The organism is Comamonas sp. (assembly GCF_009360615.1).
GTDB lineage: Bacteria > Pseudomonadota > Gammaproteobacteria > Burkholderiales > Burkholderiaceae_C > Comamonas.
The window spans coordinates 1-17,523 of sequence record NZ_SPEY01000029.1; the positions used below are offsets into that span (position 1 = coordinate 1).

Genomic DNA, 17,523 nt, shown 5'->3' on the forward strand with positions numbered 1-17,523 from the left:
GGCCATGACATAGCTGCGCAGCGAGGGAGTGACCTCCAGGTGATGCCCGCTAATCGTCAAATTCATAACAAAACACTCCTTAGCTCTCGGTGAAATCCCTGCGGTTTCACAGCACCTGATGGCTGTGCCGCAGCCTGGCAGTTCGGAATGCGCATTCGTCTTTGCTGTGAATCCACTATGCGCCCGCCCTGCGCCAAAGGCAACGAAATGACCGCGATAGCGCAGGCTGGCCAGGGGCCTTTTTGTCGGTTTGATGACAGCCGGTTTTGACGCCACAATGAGCGGCTTTGGCCCGCATGCGAGGAATACGCCTTCATGCCCCAGGGCCTCGCTCGCAGCAGGCGCGCACCGGCAAAGACCGTGACCGTCCAAACCCCTGCCTGCGCCATTAAAATCGTGTTTTCACGCAGCCGCCTCTCGGGCCTGCGACGCTGGCAGCCCCCTTGGGCTTTCAGGCGCCTGCTGACCGACTGCACGCCTGAATTGCCTGACAGCCCCTATCTCGACCATGACCACCCAGCCCTCCGCTCTGCACACCTCCAACATTGCCTCGCTGCCCCTGCTCGCGCGCGGCAAGGTCCGCGACAACTACGCCGTGGGCGACGACCGCATCCTGATGGTGGCCTCGGACCGCCTGTCCGCCTTTGACGTGATCATGGGCGAGCCGATTCCCGGCAAGGGCGTGCTGCTGACCCAGATGGCGCTGTTCTGGTTCGACAAGCTGGGCCATATCTGCCCCAACCACCTGACCGGCGAAGCGCCCGAATCCGTGGTCAGGCCCGAGGAAGTCAAGCAGGTCGAAGGCCGCTCCATGCTGGTCAAGCGCCTCAAGCCCGTGCTGATCGAGGCCGTGGTGCGCGGCTATCTGGCCGGCAGCGGCTGGAAGGAATACCAGGAATCGCAATCGGTGTGCGGCGTGAAGCTGCCCGCCGGCCTGACCAACGCGGCCAAGCTGCCCGAGCCCATCTACACCCCTGCCGCCAAGGCTGAAATGGGTGACCACGACGAAAACATCACCTACGAGCGTACCGTGGAAATGGTGGGCGAGTCGCTGGCGGCCCAGATCCGCGACACGGCCATCCGCATCTACAAGGAAGCGGCCGAGATCGCGCTGACCAAGGGCATGATCATTGCCGACACCAAGTTCGAGTTCGGCCTGACCGAAGACGGGACCCTGGTGCTGATGGACGAGGTGCTGACCCCCGACAGCTCCCGCTACTGGCCTGTGGAAGGCTATGAAGACGCGCTGGCCAAGGGCGAGAACCCACCCAGCTACGACAAGCAGTTCGTGCGCGACTGGCTGGAGCAGGCCCAGGTCAACGGCAAGGCCTGGGACAAGAAGGCGCCCGCGCCGCGCCTGCCCAAGGAAGTGATCGACAGGACCGCTGCCAAGTACCGCGAAGCGCTGGATCGCCTGACCGCCTGAGCGATCCATCCCCTCCCCTGCACATAAAAGGCCCCCGGAACAGAATTCCGGGGCCTTTTGTTTTGATAGCTTCTTGCGCTTGCAGATGAAGGATTTCAGCTGAAAATCAATCTGAAATCCTTTACAAAAATGCGCTGGCAGCTATGTTTTTAGTGGTGGTGACCGTGGCCGCCGTGGACATGCCTGTGAGCAATCTCTTCCTCGGAGGCGGCACGCACTTCGCTGACCACCGCGCTGAAGCGCAGCGCCAGTCCGGCCAGAGGATGGTTGCCGTCCAGCAGCACCACGGGGCCCTTGATCTTCACCACGTTGTAGATCTGGGGCAAGCCCTGGTCGTTGGTGCCGCGCAGCTGGCCGCCCACCTTCACGCCCGCAGGGAATTCACCCTTGGGAATGGTGCGCTTGAGGCTTTCGTCGCGCTCGCCGAAGGCATCCGCCACGGCCAGGTCCACGGTCACGGTATCGCCTTTTTGCTTGCCGTCCAGGGCGGCTTCGACCTTGGCGAAGATGTTGTCATAGCCGCCGTGCAGATAGGCCACATCGCCCTTGTCCAGCAGTTTGACGGCCACGCCGCCCGCGAGCAGCTCGTGAATCTTGTAGTTGATGGTGACGGCAGTGTCTTTGGTGATGTTCATGACAATGGATTTCGAGTGGGGCGGAGCCTGAACCCGAGTCAGGCATCGCGCAAAGCTGCCATTGTCGGCTACTCGGGCTATTCCAGTGTCACGCCCGTGGCCTTAACCACGCCGCGCCATTTGTCCACGTCGGCGCGGATCTGCTGCGCAAAGACCTCGGGCCTGCTGGCCACGGGCTCGGCGCCCAGGTTGCGCAGTTGCCGGGTCACCTCGGGGTCGCGCACGGCCTGGGCGACTGCGGTCTGCAGCGTGTCCAGCACCGCCTTGGGCGTTCCCGCTGGCGCCAGCAAGCCGAACCAGCCCGAGACCTCGTAGCCTGGCACGCTTTCGGCGACGGTGGGGATGTCTGCCGCCCCGGGCCAGCGCTGTGCCGTGGTCACGGCCAGCGCCCGCAGCTTGCCGCTGCGCACGAAGGCGATGGTGGACGGCAGATTGTCGAAGCCGGCCTGTATCTGCCCGCCCATGAGATCGGTGAGCATGGGCGAGGCGCCCTTGTAAGGCACATGGGTCATGTCCACGCCGGCCATCATCTTGAGCAGCTCGGCGCTCATGTGCGGAGAGCCGCCTGGACTGGTCGAGCCGAAGTTGATCTGTCCGGGCCTGGCCTTGGCCAGCGCCAGCAACTCGCCCAGGGTGCGCGCGGGGACGCTGGGGTGGACCACGATGATGTTGGGCGTGCTCGCCACCACAGTGACGGGCGCGAAGTCCTTGACGGCGTCATAGGGCAGGTTCTTCTGCAGCGCCGAGTTGATGCCGTGCGAGCTGGCCGTTCCCATGACCAGGGTGTAGCCGTCAGCGGCGGCCTGGGCCACGGCCACCGAGCCTATGGCACCGCTGGCGCCGGCCCGGTTCTCGACGACGAAGGGCTGGCGCAGCCGCTCGGACAGCTGGGCCGCCGCCAGCCGCGCGATGATGTCCGTGGTGCCTCCTGCCGGATAGGGCACGACGATGCGCACGGGCTTGGCGGGATAGGCGGGGGCCTGCGCGAAGGCCACGGCCGTGCAGGCTGCCATGGCCAGCGCGGCAGCCAGGGCGCGAAACAGATGCGAGGTCATTGCGGTGTCTCCAGGGGATGTGTCTTGGAATATGCGGTGCATGCCCGTGCAGGATGTCGGTGCCAGTTCAGCCCGGCGCACGGCGGCGCAGCAGCGGCACCAGCGCAGCGGGCACGAGCAGCTCGAAGCCCAGGATGGCCGCCGACAGCGCCTTGCCGTAGTTGTCCACCGACAGGCTGCGCGAGACGCCTCCGCCCAGTGCACCGTGCGCCACGAAGTTCAGCGCGTGCAGGTTGTCGGCCTCGTAGCGCAGCACTTCGCCGGTGATGGCCGGGCCATGAAAGGCCTTGAAGCGTTCGGCGCTCAGCTGCTGTTTGAGCAGTGCATAGAGTTCGGGCTCGTAGGCAAACACGGCGATGTTGGAGGTATTGCCCTTGTCGCCCGAGCGCGTATGCGCCACCTGCTCCAGCGGCACCCGGATGTCCTGGTTCATGTCCTGCATGCTTTGCTCCCTGCTCAGCTCGTGAAGTAGTCGATCTGCGCCGTCACCTGCTCGCGCGGCACCAGAGCGGACCACACGCCGATCACCTCGCGCGTGCGCTCCTGGTGCGGCACGCGCTTGCCGGTGTGGGCAATCCCGGAGACCGCCATGCCGTCCACTTCGCGCCCCACCTTGACCGCCTCCTCGCGCGACCGGGTGCGTGCCGCCACGCGCACGGCCACCTCATAGGGCTCGGGTGCATCCACCGGCGTGGCAGCGCCATGCACGGCATTCAGGCCCAGGAAGTCGATGCGTACTTCCTCGGCATCGAGCTTCACGATGCGCAGACGCTCCTCCAGGATGCGCTTGGCCAGCTGGGCGCGGCGCAGCGCGCCGGGGCCGGCGTAGAAGAACATGTCCTCGCCGATGAAGCCCTCGGTGCACCCCATCGAAACCTTGAGCGTGGGCGTGCGCGGCTTGCCCGTGAGCCCCGTCACGCGCACGCGGTCCGGCGCCAGCTGCTCGATGCGTGCCTGCGTGAAGTCGACCACCACATCGGGCGTGATGTAGTTCGCCGGGTCGTGCACCTCGTAGAGCATCTGCTCCTTGACTGTCTGCAGGTTGATCATGCCGCCCGTGCCGTCCACCTTGGACAGGGTCACGCCGCCTTCGGCATCGACCTCGGCGATGGGAAAGGCCAGGTTCCAGGGCTCGGGTACATCCTTGAGGCCCGGGTCCGCAAAATACCCTCCGGTAACCTGGGCCCCGCACTCCATCAGATGGCCTATCGCGCTGCCGGCACCCACACGCTGGTGGTCCAGCAGGTCCCAGCCGAACTCATGCACCATGGGGGCCAGGAACAGCGAGGGGTCGGCCACGCGGCCCGTGACCACGATCTGCGCGCCGTCCGCCAGAGCATCGACGATAGGAGCGGCCCCGAGATAGGCTTCGGCCGAGATCAGCGAGTGGGCAATGCTCTGCGTGGGGGCACCGGTCTCCAGGATGGTGGGGGCCAGCGACAGCACGCGCTCGGTGATCAGGCTGCCGCCCACGGCCGCCACCTTGACGCCGGTAATGCCCAGCTCGCGCAGCAGCTCGACGATGCGCCGTGCCGCGCCCTGCGGGTTGATCCAGCCCTGGTTGGAGATGATGCGCGTGCCCTGGCGCATGCAGGCCGGCAGCACGGCGCGCATGCGGTCGTCGAGATAGGTGTCGTAGCCCGGGAAGGACGGGTCCCGTCGGGCCCTGACCTGCGCGGCGCAGACCGTGGCCTCGGCCATGGTCTCGAAGCACAGGTAGTCGAGCCGGCCACGCTCGGCATTGAGCGCGGCCGGCTCGATCCGGTCGCCCCACCATGCGGCTCCCGCGCCTATGCGCAGGATCTTGCTGTCATTCATTGCGCTTGTCTCCGTTGTTCCCCCAGACCCGGGGTCCGAGACCATTCTGTACAGTCGTTTTTCAAGAGACAACGCATGCGCGCGCACAGCGCATGTGAATCAATTTCACATGGGGGCGAAGACCTTAGATGGACCAGTTCGGCGAGATGACGGTATTCCTGCGCGTGATCGAGGAAGGTAGTTTTTCCGGTGCCGGCAGAAGGCTTGGGCTGTCGCCTTCGGCGGTGAGCAAGCTCATCGCGCGCCTGGAGGCACGCCTTGGCGTGCGACTGTTCGAACGGATTGCCGCAGCCATACGCCTGACCCAGGAAGGCGAGCGCTTTCGCATCGCCAGCCAGCGCGTGGTGCAGGCCATGGAGCAGGCAGAGGCCTGTGTGCGCGTGACCGATGCCGAAATCTCGGGCACGGTGCGCATCCATACGGCGCTGACCACGGCCAAATACCTGGTGGCACCGCGCCTGCACCTGCTGCTGGACCGGCACCCACGCCTGCACCTGGACTTCGTCCTCGGCACGGAGCGCGGCGACTTCGTGCGTCAGGGCATAGACGTCGCCATCCACAGCGGCAGGCCTACGGAGCAGACGCTGATCGGCCGCCCGCTGATGCTCAGGCCCTGGGTGATAGCCGCGTCGCCGCAGTACCTCCAGCGTTTCGGCCACCCCGAGCAGCCCGAGGATCTGCTGCAGCACCGCTGCCTGAACTTCACCATACGCACGCAGTGGAACCGCTGGACCTTCCATGAGGAAGGCGGACTCAAGACCATAGACATTCCCAGCCACATCGGCGCCAACCAGGGTGAGCTGTTGCGCAGCCTGGCGTTGCTGGGCCACGGCGTGGTGCGGCTGGCGCACTTCCATATCGCCGCCGACCTGGAGCGCGGAACCCTGGTGCCGCTGCTGCCGCAGTTCCAGGAACGCAGCGAGGACGACCGCTTCTACCTGCTGTATCCGCGCGGCAGATCCCTGGCGCCGCGCGTGCGCGCCGTGGTGGATTTCCTCGCGGGAGAGTTCGGTTGAGCGGGCTTCACCCCAGGCATTGCCGCGCGCAGTCGAGCAGGCTGCGCGCCCAGCGCGCGCGGGCCGAGGTATTGAGCCACAGCAGGCCGACCTTGCGTGCGTCCGGGGCGCGGTCGCCGGTGCCGCCAGACCCGTTGCCCGCGCCCGGCAGCGCCAGCGCGCGCACCTCGCGCCCCTGGGCCAGTACGTTGCCGATGTCGGGCACCAGGCCCACGCCCAGGCCCTGGTCGACCATCATGGCCACGGCCAGCACCGAGTTGAGTTCCATGCGCTCCACGGGGACGATGCCCTGGGCCTTGAGGTAGCGGTCGGCCAGGCGCCCGCCGGCCAGCGTGCGGTCATAGCGCACCAGGGGGCGGCTGCGCAGCAGTGCCAGGGGGTCCTCGCGCAGCTCGGCCCAGCAGACGGTCTTGGGCAGGTCGAAGGAAGGCCTGAGACAGATCAGCACGTCCAGCTCCGATTGCACCAGAGCGGTGTACAGCTCGGGCGTGAGCCCGGCACGCACGCTGATGCGCACCTGCTCATGGCGGGCCACGAAGGCCTGCAGGACCGCGGGCAGGAAGCCGTGCAGCGCCGTGTTCACCGTGCCCAGGCGCAGTTCGCCGCCGTCGGCGTCGCCCAGCACCCATTCGCGCAGACCGTCGAAGTCCTGCATCAGCCGCTGCCCGCGCTCGAACAGGCGCTCGCCGGCCGCAGTAGCGCGCACGCTGCGGCCATGGCGCACCAGCAAGGGGGCGCCCAGCGCGGCTTCAAGCACGCGCATCTGCTGGGCGATGGCTGAAGGACTGAGGTCGAGCTGGCGCGCGGCTTCGGACATGGAGCCGGTCTGCACGACGCGCAAGAAATTGTGTATGTACTTGACATCCATTTCACACATTTTCTTCCAACAAATGCCAGCCGCAAGCCCTGTTTTCGAGAGCGTGCCTGGACCACACTGCGGACAACGAACTGACAAGGAGACAAAAAATGCGCGAGTCCGATTTCCTCAGCCGCCGCCAGTGGCTGTCCACCGCAGCGGCCGGCCTGGGCGCTGCCGCCCTGCCCGCCTTCGCCCAGCGTCGCAGCACGCGCATCGTCGTGCCTTTTGCGCCCGGCGGCGGCAACGATGTGCTGGCGCGGCAGATGGCGCACGGCCTCAACGACTCCCTGGGCTACGGCATGATCGTGGAGAACAAGGCCGGCGCGGGCGGCAATCTGGGCACGGAGATGGTGGTTCGCGCTCCCGCCGACGGCAGCATCTTCCTGCTGGGCCACACGGGGACGGTGTCCATCAACCCCTCGCTCTACCCGGGCCTCAAGTTCAATGCCTCCACCGATCTGCAGCCGGTGGCCATGTTCGCCTCCTCGGCCCTTTTGCTGGTGGTGCCTGCGGCGTCGCCCGCCAGGACCACAGCCCAGCTGGCCGAGCTGCTGCGCCGCCGCAGCGGCGAGCTGAACTACGCTTCCAGCGGCTCGGGCACGGGGGGGCACCTCACGGGCGAGATGTTCGCCCATGCCCTGGGCGCCAAGGCCATCCACGTGCCGTACAAGGGCACTGCACCGTCGCTGACCGACCTGGTCGGCGGTAATGTGGACTTCAGCTTCGGCGTGATCCCGGCAGCCATGGCCCTGGTCAAGGCCGGCAAGCTGCGCGCGCTGGCCGTGACCGGCGCCAGGCGCCAGCCCCAGCTGCCCGACGTGCCCACGGTGGCCGAGTCCGGTGTGCCGGCCCTGGCGGATTTCGAAAGCTCGCTGACCTATGGCGTGCTGGCCCCCAAGGGCACGACGCCGGAGACCGTCGCCACGCTGGGGCGCGACATCCTCAAGGTGGCAGCCTCCAGCAACTTTCAGTCGCGCCTGGACGTGGAAGGTGCCGTGCCGCTGCTGGGCGACAGCAGGCAGTACGCAGCCCGCATCCGCCAGGAAAGCAGCAAATGGGCGGCGGTGATCAAGGCCTCGGGAGCGACGGCCTGAGGGCCGGTGCGAGCACCATGAACCTGGTGAACGACTATCTGGACCCGGTCGCCGGCGGCGACTGGTTCTCCGATGCGCAATGGCTGCAGGCACTGCTGCGTTTCGAGTCCGGCCTGGCCCGGGCGCAGGCCGACTGCGGGCTGATCCCGGAGCCTGCAGCCCAGGCCATTGCCAGCGCCTGCGCGCAGGTGCCCCTGGATCGCGACCGTATCGTCGAACAGGCACGCATCAGCGGTGCGCTGGGCCTGGCGCTGGTCAAGCCCCTGCAGCAGTGGCTTCAGGCGCATGCCCCCCAAGGCCTGCCCTGGCTGCACTGGGGGGCGACCACCCAGGATGCGGTGGACACGGCCGGCGTCCTGCTCACCCGGCAGGCGATGCAGTCCCTGCTGGCCGAGCTGCAGTCCCTGATCAACGCCCTGCGGGAGCTGGCGCAGAGGCATGCAGCCACGCCCATGCTCGCGCGCAGCCTGTTGCAGCCCGCACAGATCACGAGCTTCGGCTTCAAATGCGCGCAATCGGCTGCGGCGCTGCAACGCAGCATCGATCAGTTCGCGCAGTTGGCGCCCCGGGCCTTGTGCGTCCAGCTGGGCGGCGCCGTGGGTAATGGTGCGACACTGGGCAAGCACCGGCAGGCGGTGGAGCAGGCGCTCGCGCGGCATCTGGATCTTGAAGCCTGTGGACACAGCTGGCACACGCAGCGCGACAGCTGGATGCGCCTGGCCATGGAAGTGGCCGTGTGCTGCGGCAGCCTGTCCAAGCTCGCGCGCGACTGGTCGCTGATGTCCCAGTACGAGGTCGCTGAGATCAGCGAGGCCGCACGCGGCAGCACTTCCAGCGCCATGCCGCACAAGCGCAATCCCGTGCACTGCATGCAGGCCGTGGCCCAGACCCAGGCCGTGCCGCCGCTGGCCGCCCTGCTGCTGGGCTGCATGGCCCAGGCCCATGAGCGCGCGCTGGGTGAATGGCAGGCGGAAGTCGCCCACTGGCCCGAGCTGTGGCGCCACGCTCATGGCGCAGCCGCTGCACTGCGCCAGGCCGCGCAGACGCTGCAGGTCCACCCGCAGCGCATGCTGGCGCATGTGGCCGGTCTGCGGGGCCTGGTGTTTTCGGAAGCCTGCGTACATGCCCTGGCGCCCTTCACCGGCAAACATGAAGCCCTGGCAGCCGTGGAGCAGCTCGCCCCTCTGGCGCTGGAGCAGCAGCGCGAGCTGCAGGAGCTGCTCATGGAATGGGCTGCCAGCCGCACGGCACCCGAACTCCCCACCGAACGATTGCCGGCGCTGCGCCGGGCGCTGGCCCGGGCCTGCGATCCGCAAGAGGCCGTACAGGCTTCGCAACGCGAATGCCTGGCCCTTCTGGCCAGTCGCTCGCCAACCCTATCCGAAGAAAGCCCTGCCCATGCAGAACATGTCCGAGCCTGCCTCTGAATCCGCCGACAGCCTGCAGCGCGGCCTGACCCATCGCCGCCGCGTGCTGGGCGATGCCTGGGTGGACCGGGCCGTGGAGAGCGCGAATGTGCTCAATGTGGAATTTCAGCGCATGATCACCGCCTATGCCTGGGACGGCATCTGGAGCCGTCCGGGCCTGGATCGCCGCACGCGCCGCATCATGGTGCTGGCCATCACGGCCGCCATGGGGCGATGGGAGGAGTTCGAGCTGCACATCCGCACGGGACTGCAGGCCGACCCTGCCGACAGCGAAGCCGCGCCGCTGGACATGGACACCATCCGCGAGGTGCTGATGCAGACTGCCGTCTATGCCGGCGTGCCCGCAGGCAACACCGGCATGGCGGTCACGCTCAAGGTGCTCAGGGAGCTGGGCCGCACGCCGGAGGCTGCCCGCTTCACGCCCTGAGGCCCTGCCTGCCCTGTCAGATCCCGGGTGGCAGCTCGTCGACCTCGGTGCCCGGGTAGCGTGCAAATCGCCGGTCCTCGATGCCATGCACGGGGTCGCTGTCCTTCCAGGGCCAGCCGCCAAACTGGGTGCGACGATAGTCCTGCATGGCCTGCATGATCTCCTCCTGCGTGTTCATCACAAAGGGACCGTATTGCGCCACCTTCTCGCCAATCGGCTTGCCCTGCAGCAGCAGCAGCTCTGCGCTGACATCGCCGGTGTTGACCAGCTCCAGGTCCCGCTGGGCGTCGACATGCATGGCCAGAGGTCCGCTCACGGCTTCGCCCCCTACGGTCATGGCCTTGCCCACAAAGAAGTAAAGCATGCGATGGGTGTCCGGGCCTGCCGCCCTGGGCATGGTCCAGCGGGCACCGGGCTCCAGCTCCAGCGTCCAGATGGCCACATCGCTGTCGGCCTGGGAAGCCCAGGATTCGGGCGGTGGCGGCAAGGCCGCGCCCGCTCCCTCCAGGGTTCCGGCCACCACGGTGACGGTGGTCTTCCGGCCAGCCGCATCGCTGAAGCGCAGGCGCGGAATCTGTTCGTTCCAGAACATGGTGAAGTGGGGCTCCACCATCTTGTTCCTTGCAGGCAGGTTCAACCAGATCTGGAACAGTTCCAGCGGATTGGGCTGGTCGCTGCTCAGCAGCGGAAACATCTCAGAATGCTGGATGCCCTTGCCGGCAGTGAGCCACTGCACGTCGCCGCCGCCGAAGCGCGCTGCCGCGCCCAGCGAGTCCGCATGGTCGATGCGGCCCTGACGCACCAGGGTCACGGTCTCGAAGCCGCGATGCGGGTGGCCCGGGAAGCCGGGAATCGGCTCGCCGTGGTACATCGAGAAACCGTTCCGGGCGCTGAAATCGCTGCCCATCTCGCGGCCCTCGAACTCCACCGACTGCACGCCCATCTTGCCGTTGCTCGCCGGATAGCTGTCATCGTGGTGAGCGCAGAACAGAAACGGATCCAGGCAGGGCCAGCGCGGCCCCAGCGGGGCGCTTTCCAGAATGGGGGGGCGAGTCGTGGTCATGGAATTCTCCTCGTGAGAGGCCGCTGCCAGCGGCAGTGCCTGAAGTCTTGAAGATAAGGCCAGGCCACGGGGTTGAAAGACATCACCGCTGGGACAGTACTTGCCGCTTTTGCAACAACGGCAAGCCTGTCTGCCCGAACCGGCGCTCAGCCGCGCGGCGGAACGTTCAGGCCTTTTTGCGTCGCCGGTCGGGCCATGAAGGCCTTGAGCACACGCTGCAGCTCTGGAAACCCGCTCCAGCCCACCAGATCGGCAGCGTTGTAGCCGTTCTCGTCGACCATGTTGCGAACCCAGGGCCAGATGGCGATGTCGGCAATGGTGATCTGCTCGCCCATGATCCACTCGCGGCCCTGCATGCGCTGCTCCAGCACGCCCAGCAGGCGTTTGGACTCGTTGACATAGCGGTCACGCGGCCGCTTGTCCTCGAAGTCCTTGCCTGCGAACTTGTGGAAAAAGCCGACCTGGCCGAACATGGGCCCCACGCCGCCCATCTGGAACATCAGCCACTGCAGCGTCTCGTAGCGCGCTGCAGGGTCTGCGGGCAGCAGCGGGCTGCCGCTCTTTTCGGCCAGATAGATCAGGATGGCCGCCGACTCGAACAAGGCCATTGGCTTTCCGCCCGGGCCTTGCGGGTCGATGATGGCGGGAATCTTGTTGTTGGGGAACGTGCCGACGAACTCTGGCGTGAGCTGGTCATTGGTCTGGAAGCTGACCAGATGCGCCTCGTAGGGCAGCTGCATTTCCTCCAGCGCAATCGAGACCTTCACACCGTTGGGGGTGGGCAGCGAGTACAGCTGGATGCGCTCGGGGTGCTGCGCGGGCCATTTGCGGGTCACGGAAAAATCGGCGAGGACTTGGGGTTGCGTCATGGGTTTCCTTCGGAGCGTGTTGGCAATCTCTGCGGCCCCGCAAGGGGCTGGCGACGTGGCCTGGCAAGCCACGACACAGAGCGCCCGAGCATCCTAACGGTTGTCATGCGGCCTTGCAGGCAGCGCTGCCGATGGCTGGGATGGCCAGATGCGGGTACGCAGATTCCCTCATCGAAGACGGCGCTTCAGCGGGTGATATTGGGTGTTTACAAGAAGTGAACACGGAGATATGACATGCATCAGCTTTCTGGCAGGCCCGATTCTTTTTTCACTGGCGCAAAGACGCCTGCGCGCGCTTTCCCGAGCCGGCGGCAAGTGCTGGACCTAGGCGCAACCGCGCTGGCTGCAGGGCTGATACTGACCAGCGGTGCGGCCGCCGCCGCAGGCTTTGCGGAGCGCGCCGTGACCGTCGTCGTGCCGTATTCGCCTGCCGGAGGCGTGGACATCGTGACCAGGCTGGTCACCACGCCCATGGCGGAGTTTCTGGGTCAGTCCATCGTGGTGGACAACAAGCCCGGAGGCGGCACGAATATCGGCATGTCGGCCGTGGTACGCTCCGCGCCCAACGGCTATACGCTGCTGGCGGCCTCGAATTCGCTGACCACCAACAAGGCGTTGTATCCCAAGCTCAGCTTCGACCCGGCGACCGACCTGATTCCGGTAGGGCGCATCGGCGAGGCACCACTGGTGGTCGTGGTCCACGCCAAATCGCCGTACAAAAGCCTGGCCGAACTCATTGCTGCGGGCAAGGCCAAGCCCGGCACACTGTCCTATGGCACGGCCGGTGTGGGCAGCTCGGGCCATATGGCGAGTGCCTTGCTGGAAAGGGCCGGACCGTTCAAGGGCGTCCATATTCCCTACAAGGGAGGCTCCACCGCCGTGACGGATCTGCTGGGCGGGCGTCTGGACTTCATGGCCATCAATCCGCTGGAAGTCGCGGGCCATGTGAACAGCGGCAACCTGCGCGCACTGGCGGTGCTCAACAAGAATGGCTCGCGCCTGCTGCCCCAGGTGCCTACCGCGCGCTCCCTGGGCGTGGATGTGCAAGCCACCGTGTGGTGGGGCCTGGTGGCCCCCAAGGGAACGCCCGAGGCCGTGATCCAGACGCTGAACGCTGCACTCAACAAGGCGCTGACCACGCCTGCGGTCACCCAGACGCTGGCTGACATGGGAGCCACGCCCCTGGGAGGAACACCGGCTCAATTCGGCAGCTTCCTCCAGGCCGAAACCCGGGAACTCGGCGAAGTCATCCGGGCCGCCGATATTCGCGCAGACTGATGCCGGCAAGGGCAGCCCTAGCCCAGCAACTGCCAGAACATCGGAACGCAGGGCGATGCCGCATGCTGCATGCTGACCAGTGCAATGCGCGAGTGGCGCGCGGCATCGGCCAGCGGCTGCAGCACCACGCCGGGCGGGCAGATGCGTTCATAGACACTGGGCACGATGGACAGCCCCAGGCCGGCGGCCACCAGCGCCAGCATGGTCGAGGTCTCGCGCGCCGGCTGGGCGATGCGCGGCACAAAGCCGGCCTCGCTGCACAGCGCCAGAATATGTTCGTGCAGTCCGCCGCCCAGCACGGCCGGATGCAGCACAAAAGGCTGATCGGCCAGGCCGCTCAGTGCCAGAGCGTCTCCTGCGGCAGCCTTGGCATGCGCAGCGGGCAGGGCCAGCTTCAACTCGTCGCGCCACAGTGTCTGCTCACGGATCGGCACGGGGATGCGAAACGTCGGCGACGGCCGCATGAAGCCGATATCGATCTGCCCGGCCGTCAATGCGGCGATCTGCTCGCCCGTGGTCATATGCTGCAGGTCCAGCTCCACCTGCGGGTGGCGGCTGCGAAATTCGCGCAGCATGGCAGAAAAATCGTCAAACAGCGGCACCGATGCCGTGAAGGCGATGCGCAGCCGCCCGGCAAGGCCATTGGCGGCCATGCGCACCAGCTCGCCGGCCTGCTGGTGCAGCTCCACGATCTGCCGTGCCTTGTCCTGCAGCAGCAGGCCTGCCGGCGTCAGTGCCACGGCGCGGCGCGAGCGCTCGAACAGCTGCGCCCCCATCTCCTGCTCCAGCAGGCGGATCTGCTGGCTCAGCGGGGGCTGGCTCATATGCAAACGCTGGGCCGCACGGCTGAAATTCAGCTCCTCGGCCACAGCCAGAAAACAGGTCAGGCGGCGCAAATCCATAGGACGATTTTCGTATCAAGTCCAGACGCAAACGGTATTGGACGCAAAAACCTCGGCTTTTCACAATCCGGTCAGCCGCAGAAGCCATGACAACCATCGCTGCCTGCGTTGATTCAAAGAAGGGCGCAAGGCCTCTCGAGCCAAGCCCACCATAGAGAGACATCAATGAAGCCGTTCGCCCTTTCCACTACCCGCCGTGCCCTGCTGATCAGCGCCGGGCTGCTGGCCGCAGGTTGCGCCCAGCAGCCCGGCAGCACGTCCAGAGAGCCTGTGCGCCTCATGACCTCGGGAGGCTTCACCGAAGCGCACAAGCTGCTGGCACCCCAGTTCACCGCCCAGACCGGGGTGGTGGTGGAATCGGCCTATGGCTCTTCCATGGGAGCCTCGCCCACCTCCATTCCCAATCGCCTGAGCAAAGGCGAGAAGGCCGACGTGGTGATTCTGGCGCGCGGTGCGCTCGACGACCTGGCGGCCAAGGGCCTGGTGCGCAACGGCACCCAGATCGACCTGGTGCGCTCTGCCGTGGGCGTGGCCGTGAAAAAGGGAGCCCCCATCCCCGACATCAGCAGCGAGGACAAGCTGCGCCAGGTGCTGCTCAACGCCAAAAGCATCGCCTACTCGGCCAGTGCCAGCGGCACCTACTATGAAACCCAGATGCTCAAGAAACTGGGCATTCACGACCAGGTCATGCCCAAGAGCAGGAAAATCGTGACCGAGCGCGTGGGCACCATCGTGGCACGGGGCGAGGCCGAAATCGGTCTGCAGCAAGTCAGTGAACTGCTGCCCATCGAGGGCATCAGCTATGTCGGCACCCTGCCCGACTCCGTGCAGCACTACACCATCTTCTCGGCAGGCACGGCCAGCACCTCCACCAACCCGCAGGGACTGGAGCAGCTGCTCAAGTACTACACCTCGCCAGCGGCCGCCAAGACGATTCGTGACACCGGCCTGGAGCCTATCGCCCGGTCCCGCTGAGCAAGGCACTCTCCCGCAAGAAAAGCCCGCAGGCGATTGCCTGCGGGCTTGGCCTCACCCGGCGGCTCAGCGCTTGCTGCCGGCGTTGGCTTTCTGCACCAGGGCCACGGTGAGTCCCTGGGCGGTAACGGTGATGGCGCCAGGCTCCATGGCCAGCGCATCGACCAGGGCCAGATCCTGGTCCTGCAGCTGATAAAGCACCACCTGGCCCATGGCCTGCTCGGCCAAGGCCGTGGCATAGGTGCCCAGCATGTCGCTGAGCGCTGGGGACAGTCCATCCATGCTGAGCTGATTGACCTGGATCTGATAGGCGCGCAAGGTCCGGTCGGTGGGCTCATAGCGCAGCGCGAAATCGACATTGAGCAGGCCGCTGTACTGCTCCTTGAGCACCTTGCCGCTGAGCTCGGCCGGAATCACGGCGTTGAGCATATTGCGCTCGGGGATCATGCTCAGCTGTGGCGCCTTCAGATCCAGATGCAACAGTCCCGCCACGGGAAACTGCCTGGGGAAACGCCTGGCCAGCATCTCCTGCAGCTTCTGCTGGCTCACGCTCACGCTGCTGGGCACGGACTTGCCCGAGCACCCTGTGGCAGCCATCCCCAACCCCAACACTGTCACCGCCAACCATGCGCGCCGATTCATCACGACCACCGAACTCCGTAAAACCTGATTCAAAACCCATGCAAACGCTTGATAAACCAACGCCGTCAGCTATGGTTTTTGAGCAACCCATTGTCTCCGAGCCTGTTATTCCACAGAGTCCCGATGGATGTTCTCGGTTCCCTATCTGACGCAATCTGCAGGTAAAAGACTGTTATCTAACGTCCGACGCTGTCCGGGGTTGACCGTCAAAGCCGGCAGCAGCGCATGCACAATGATCTGCATGACTGCATCTCCCTCTTCCCTCAGCCACGAGGCGCTGGCCGCCGCCCAGGACACCCGGCTGCCAGACCAGATTCTGACCCAGTGGTTCGGCAGTGCCAGGCCCGGCAATGCCGATGCCCTCCAGCACAAGGCCCAGTGGTTCACCAAATCGGCGGCCTTCGACGAGGAACTGCGCCAGCGCTTTGGCGCTGCGGTGGAGGCCGCGCTGGGCGGCGCTCTGCAGCCTTGGGCAACCCGGGGTCCGTGGCAGCAGCTGGCGCTGGTGATCCTGCTGGACCAGTTCACGCGCAATATCCATCGCAACACCCCCAGGAGCTTTGCAGGCGCTGCCACTGGCACTGCAGGCGATCGGCTCCGGCACTGACCGGCAGTTGCCCGAGGTGGCGCGCGTCTTTCTGTATCTGCCGCTGGAGCATGCCGAGAACCCGGCCATGCAGCTGCGCAGCGTGGCCGCCTTTGAGGCGTTGCTGCAGGATGCCACGGATGCCGGGCTGCGCGACTATCTGGCCGGATCGCTGGACTATGCCCGTCGCCATCAGGCGGTGATAGCGCGCTTTGGCCGATTCCCGCACAGCAACCACATTCTGGGCCGCACCAGCACGGCCGAGGAGACCGAATATCTGGCCCAGCCCGGCTCAGGCTTCTAGCGCGTTCACGAACCGCGCGTCGCCTCGCGCAGCGCGTGATCCTGGCGCGGCGAGGGCTGTCGCCCGGGCCTGTTGTCCGCCCTCTGGTCGCGGTGGCGCATGGCCCAGCGCTCGACCGTGTAGAACGAGAGCGCCGACAGCGCGGTCGAGATCAGCAGGCCCACGACCACGGTCACAGGCCACGAATACTCGGCACGCAGATAGCGCACCACCGGGTAATGCCAGAGGTAGATGCCATAGGACAGCTGGCCCAACCTGGTGAGCAAAGGAGCGGTCAGCATTTCATAGACCAGTCCTGCGGGCTTTTGCACGGCCAGCAGCACGACCAGGGCCGCGCACTCCACCACCGTGACGCCCCAGACCATGGCATGCTGGTTGTCCCACTCCAGCTCCATGATCAGCGGCACGGCCAGCACAAACCACATGGTGTAGGCGCGCAGCGATTGCAGCTGCTCTATCCAGCGGGGGCGCTCCATCATCAGTGCCGCCAGCAAGGCGCCGGCCAGCAGACCCGAGGCCCGCGTGTCGAAGCGGAAAAAGATTTCGTAGAACTGCTGGCCCTGCACCACCCAGAAGATGCGCCACAGCGTGCTCAGCAGCCACAGCGCCAGCAGCGGTGCCCAGACCCGGCCCGGCGTGGCCTTGCGAAGCAGCAGGACCAGCAGCGGCGGCCAGATCAGATAGAAATGCTCCTCCACCGACAGGGACCACATGTGCAGCAGCGTGTCCGGACTGTCGAAGAAGGCAATGCCGTAATCGGCCAGGTAGAGGATGGAGACCAGGGCATCCGAATAGATGTCCGTGAGGTCGGGCCAGATGAACGGCGCAAACACACAGTAGGCACCAAGGAACAGCGCCAGCGCCGGCATGAGCCGGAAGAAGCGGCGGCGGTAAAAGCGCCAGTAATCGAGTTTGCCATGCTGCCGATACTCCATCAGAAGCAGCGAGGTGATCAAAAATCCGCTGAGCACGAAGAACAGATCGACGCCGAAGAAGGCGCCATCGAACATCGGGGCATGCGCGTGCGAGAGCAGCACCAGCACGATTGCAATGCCTCTCAATCCATCGAGCGCTGGGTTGTAGCGCAGCTTGAACGCCGACTCCACCAAAACCGGACACCTTTCCTTTCGCCCAGGCACGGGCCGGG

General features: G+C 66.0%; 17 protein-coding genes and 1 pseudogene. 8 read left to right on the forward strand and 10 right to left on the reverse strand.

Annotation, left to right across the window (positions count from 1 at the left end; translation table 11 throughout):
* The first annotated feature begins 508 nt into the window (after nucleotides 1–508).
* Nucleotides 509–1,426, forward strand: coding sequence for a phosphoribosylaminoimidazolesuccinocarboxamide synthase (locus E2583_RS10735; protein ID WP_291595629.1), 918 nt, complete (start codon nucleotides 509–511; stop codon nucleotides 1,424–1,426).
* Between the two features lie 149 nt (nucleotides 1,427–1,575).
* Here the strand turns inward: E2583_RS10735 and E2583_RS10740 are convergent, their stop codons facing one another.
* The 4 genes from E2583_RS10740 to E2583_RS10755 all read right to left on the reverse strand — a co-directional run bounded on the left by E2583_RS10740 (nucleotide 1,576) and on the right by E2583_RS10755 (nucleotide 4,934).
* Entirely contained in the window at nucleotides 1,576–2,061 is a 486-nt protein-coding gene (locus E2583_RS10740) for a peptidylprolyl isomerase (protein WP_291595631.1), read from the reverse strand.
* Nucleotides 2,062–2,138: 77 nt separating this feature from the next.
* Nucleotides 2,139–3,116, reverse strand: a complete 978-nt coding sequence (locus E2583_RS10745; protein WP_291595633.1) for a tripartite tricarboxylate transporter substrate binding protein — start codon at nucleotides 3,114–3,116, stop codon at nucleotides 2,139–2,141.
* A 67-nt stretch (nucleotides 3,117–3,183) separates the two neighbouring features.
* Nucleotides 3,184–3,558 carry a hypothetical protein gene (locus E2583_RS10750; protein ID WP_019044170.1) on the reverse strand — a complete coding sequence of 125 codons (375 nt, stop codon included), beginning with the start codon at nucleotides 3,556–3,558 and terminating at the stop codon, nucleotides 3,184–3,186.
* A gap of 14 nt (nucleotides 3,559–3,572) precedes the next feature.
* Complete coding sequence (locus tag E2583_RS10755; RefSeq protein WP_291595637.1) at nucleotides 3,573–4,934, reverse strand: acyclic terpene utilization AtuA family protein; 1,362 nt, start codon at nucleotides 4,932–4,934, stop codon at nucleotides 3,573–3,575.
* 128 nt (nucleotides 4,935–5,062) lie between these two features.
* Between E2583_RS10755 and E2583_RS10760 the strand changes: the two genes are divergently transcribed.
* Entirely contained in the window at nucleotides 5,063–5,950 is an 888-nt protein-coding gene (locus E2583_RS10760) for a LysR family transcriptional regulator (RefSeq protein WP_043375780.1), read from the forward strand.
* A 7-nt stretch (nucleotides 5,951–5,957) separates the two neighbouring features.
* Here the strand turns inward: E2583_RS10760 and E2583_RS10765 are convergent, their stop codons facing one another.
* A complete protein-coding gene (locus E2583_RS10765; protein ID WP_291595639.1) occupies nucleotides 5,958–6,827 on the reverse strand; it encodes a LysR family transcriptional regulator in 870 nt (289 codons plus the stop codon).
* A gap of 89 nt (nucleotides 6,828–6,916) precedes the next feature.
* Here E2583_RS10765 and E2583_RS10770 point away from each other — a divergent pair, with 89 nt between their 5' ends.
* The 3 genes from E2583_RS10770 to E2583_RS10780 are packed head-to-tail and all read left to right on the forward strand — an operon-like array spanning nucleotide 6,917 to nucleotide 9,757.
* Nucleotides 6,917–7,903, forward strand: coding sequence for a tripartite tricarboxylate transporter substrate binding protein (locus E2583_RS10770; RefSeq protein WP_291595640.1), 987 nt, complete (start codon nucleotides 6,917–6,919; stop codon nucleotides 7,901–7,903).
* A 17-nt stretch (nucleotides 7,904–7,920) separates the two neighbouring features.
* Entirely contained in the window at nucleotides 7,921–9,330 is a 1,410-nt protein-coding gene (locus E2583_RS10775) for a lyase family protein (RefSeq protein WP_367158594.1), read from the forward strand.
* A complete protein-coding gene (locus tag E2583_RS10780) occupies nucleotides 9,302–9,757 on the forward strand; it encodes a carboxymuconolactone decarboxylase family protein (protein ID WP_291595643.1) in 456 nt (151 codons plus the stop codon). The genes E2583_RS10775 and E2583_RS10780 overlap by 29 nt, the downstream gene beginning before the upstream one ends.
* Before the next feature lie 16 nt (nucleotides 9,758–9,773).
* Here E2583_RS10780 and E2583_RS10785 read toward each other — a convergent pair whose 3' ends face one another.
* Entirely contained in the window at nucleotides 9,774–10,820 is a 1,047-nt protein-coding gene (locus E2583_RS10785) for a pirin family protein (RefSeq protein ID WP_291595644.1), read from the reverse strand.
* Between the two features lie 146 nt (nucleotides 10,821–10,966).
* A complete protein-coding gene (locus E2583_RS10790; protein ID WP_291595646.1) occupies nucleotides 10,967–11,689 on the reverse strand; it encodes a glutathione binding-like protein in 723 nt (240 codons plus the stop codon).
* 234 nt (nucleotides 11,690–11,923) lie between these two features.
* On the opposite strand from E2583_RS10790, the gene E2583_RS10795 reads away from it, so the two are divergent.
* Complete coding sequence (locus E2583_RS10795) at nucleotides 11,924–12,967, forward strand: tripartite tricarboxylate transporter substrate binding protein (RefSeq protein ID WP_291595648.1); 1,044 nt, start codon at nucleotides 11,924–11,926, stop codon at nucleotides 12,965–12,967.
* 17 nt (nucleotides 12,968–12,984) lie between these two features.
* Here E2583_RS10795 and E2583_RS10800 read toward each other — a convergent pair whose 3' ends face one another.
* A complete protein-coding gene (locus E2583_RS10800; protein ID WP_291595650.1) occupies nucleotides 12,985–13,869 on the reverse strand; it encodes a LysR family transcriptional regulator in 885 nt (294 codons plus the stop codon).
* 165 nt (nucleotides 13,870–14,034) lie between these two features.
* Between E2583_RS10800 and E2583_RS10805 the strand changes: the two genes are divergently transcribed.
* Nucleotides 14,035–14,844: a substrate-binding domain-containing protein gene (locus E2583_RS10805; RefSeq protein ID WP_291595652.1), complete on the forward strand. Its 810-nt coding sequence runs from the start codon at nucleotides 14,035–14,037 to the stop codon at nucleotides 14,842–14,844.
* 66 nt (nucleotides 14,845–14,910) lie between these two features.
* On the opposite strand, the gene E2583_RS10810 is transcribed toward E2583_RS10805, so the two are convergent.
* Nucleotides 14,911–15,441, reverse strand: a complete 531-nt coding sequence (locus E2583_RS10810; RefSeq protein WP_291595654.1) for a DUF1439 domain-containing protein — start codon at nucleotides 15,439–15,441, stop codon at nucleotides 14,911–14,913.
* 286 nt (nucleotides 15,442–15,727) lie between these two features.
* Here E2583_RS10810 and E2583_RS10815 point away from each other — a divergent pair.
* A pseudogene (locus E2583_RS10815) lies at nucleotides 15,728–16,376 on the forward strand (DUF924 family protein).
* Nucleotides 16,377–16,381: 5 nt separating this feature from the next.
* On the opposite strand, the gene E2583_RS10820 reads toward E2583_RS10815, so the two are convergent.
* Nucleotides 16,382–17,515 (reverse strand): acyltransferase, encoded by a 1,134-nt coding sequence (locus E2583_RS10820; RefSeq protein WP_291595655.1) that lies wholly within the window; start codon nucleotides 17,513–17,515, stop codon nucleotides 16,382–16,384.
* Between the last annotated feature and the right edge of the window lie 8 nt (nucleotides 17,516–17,523).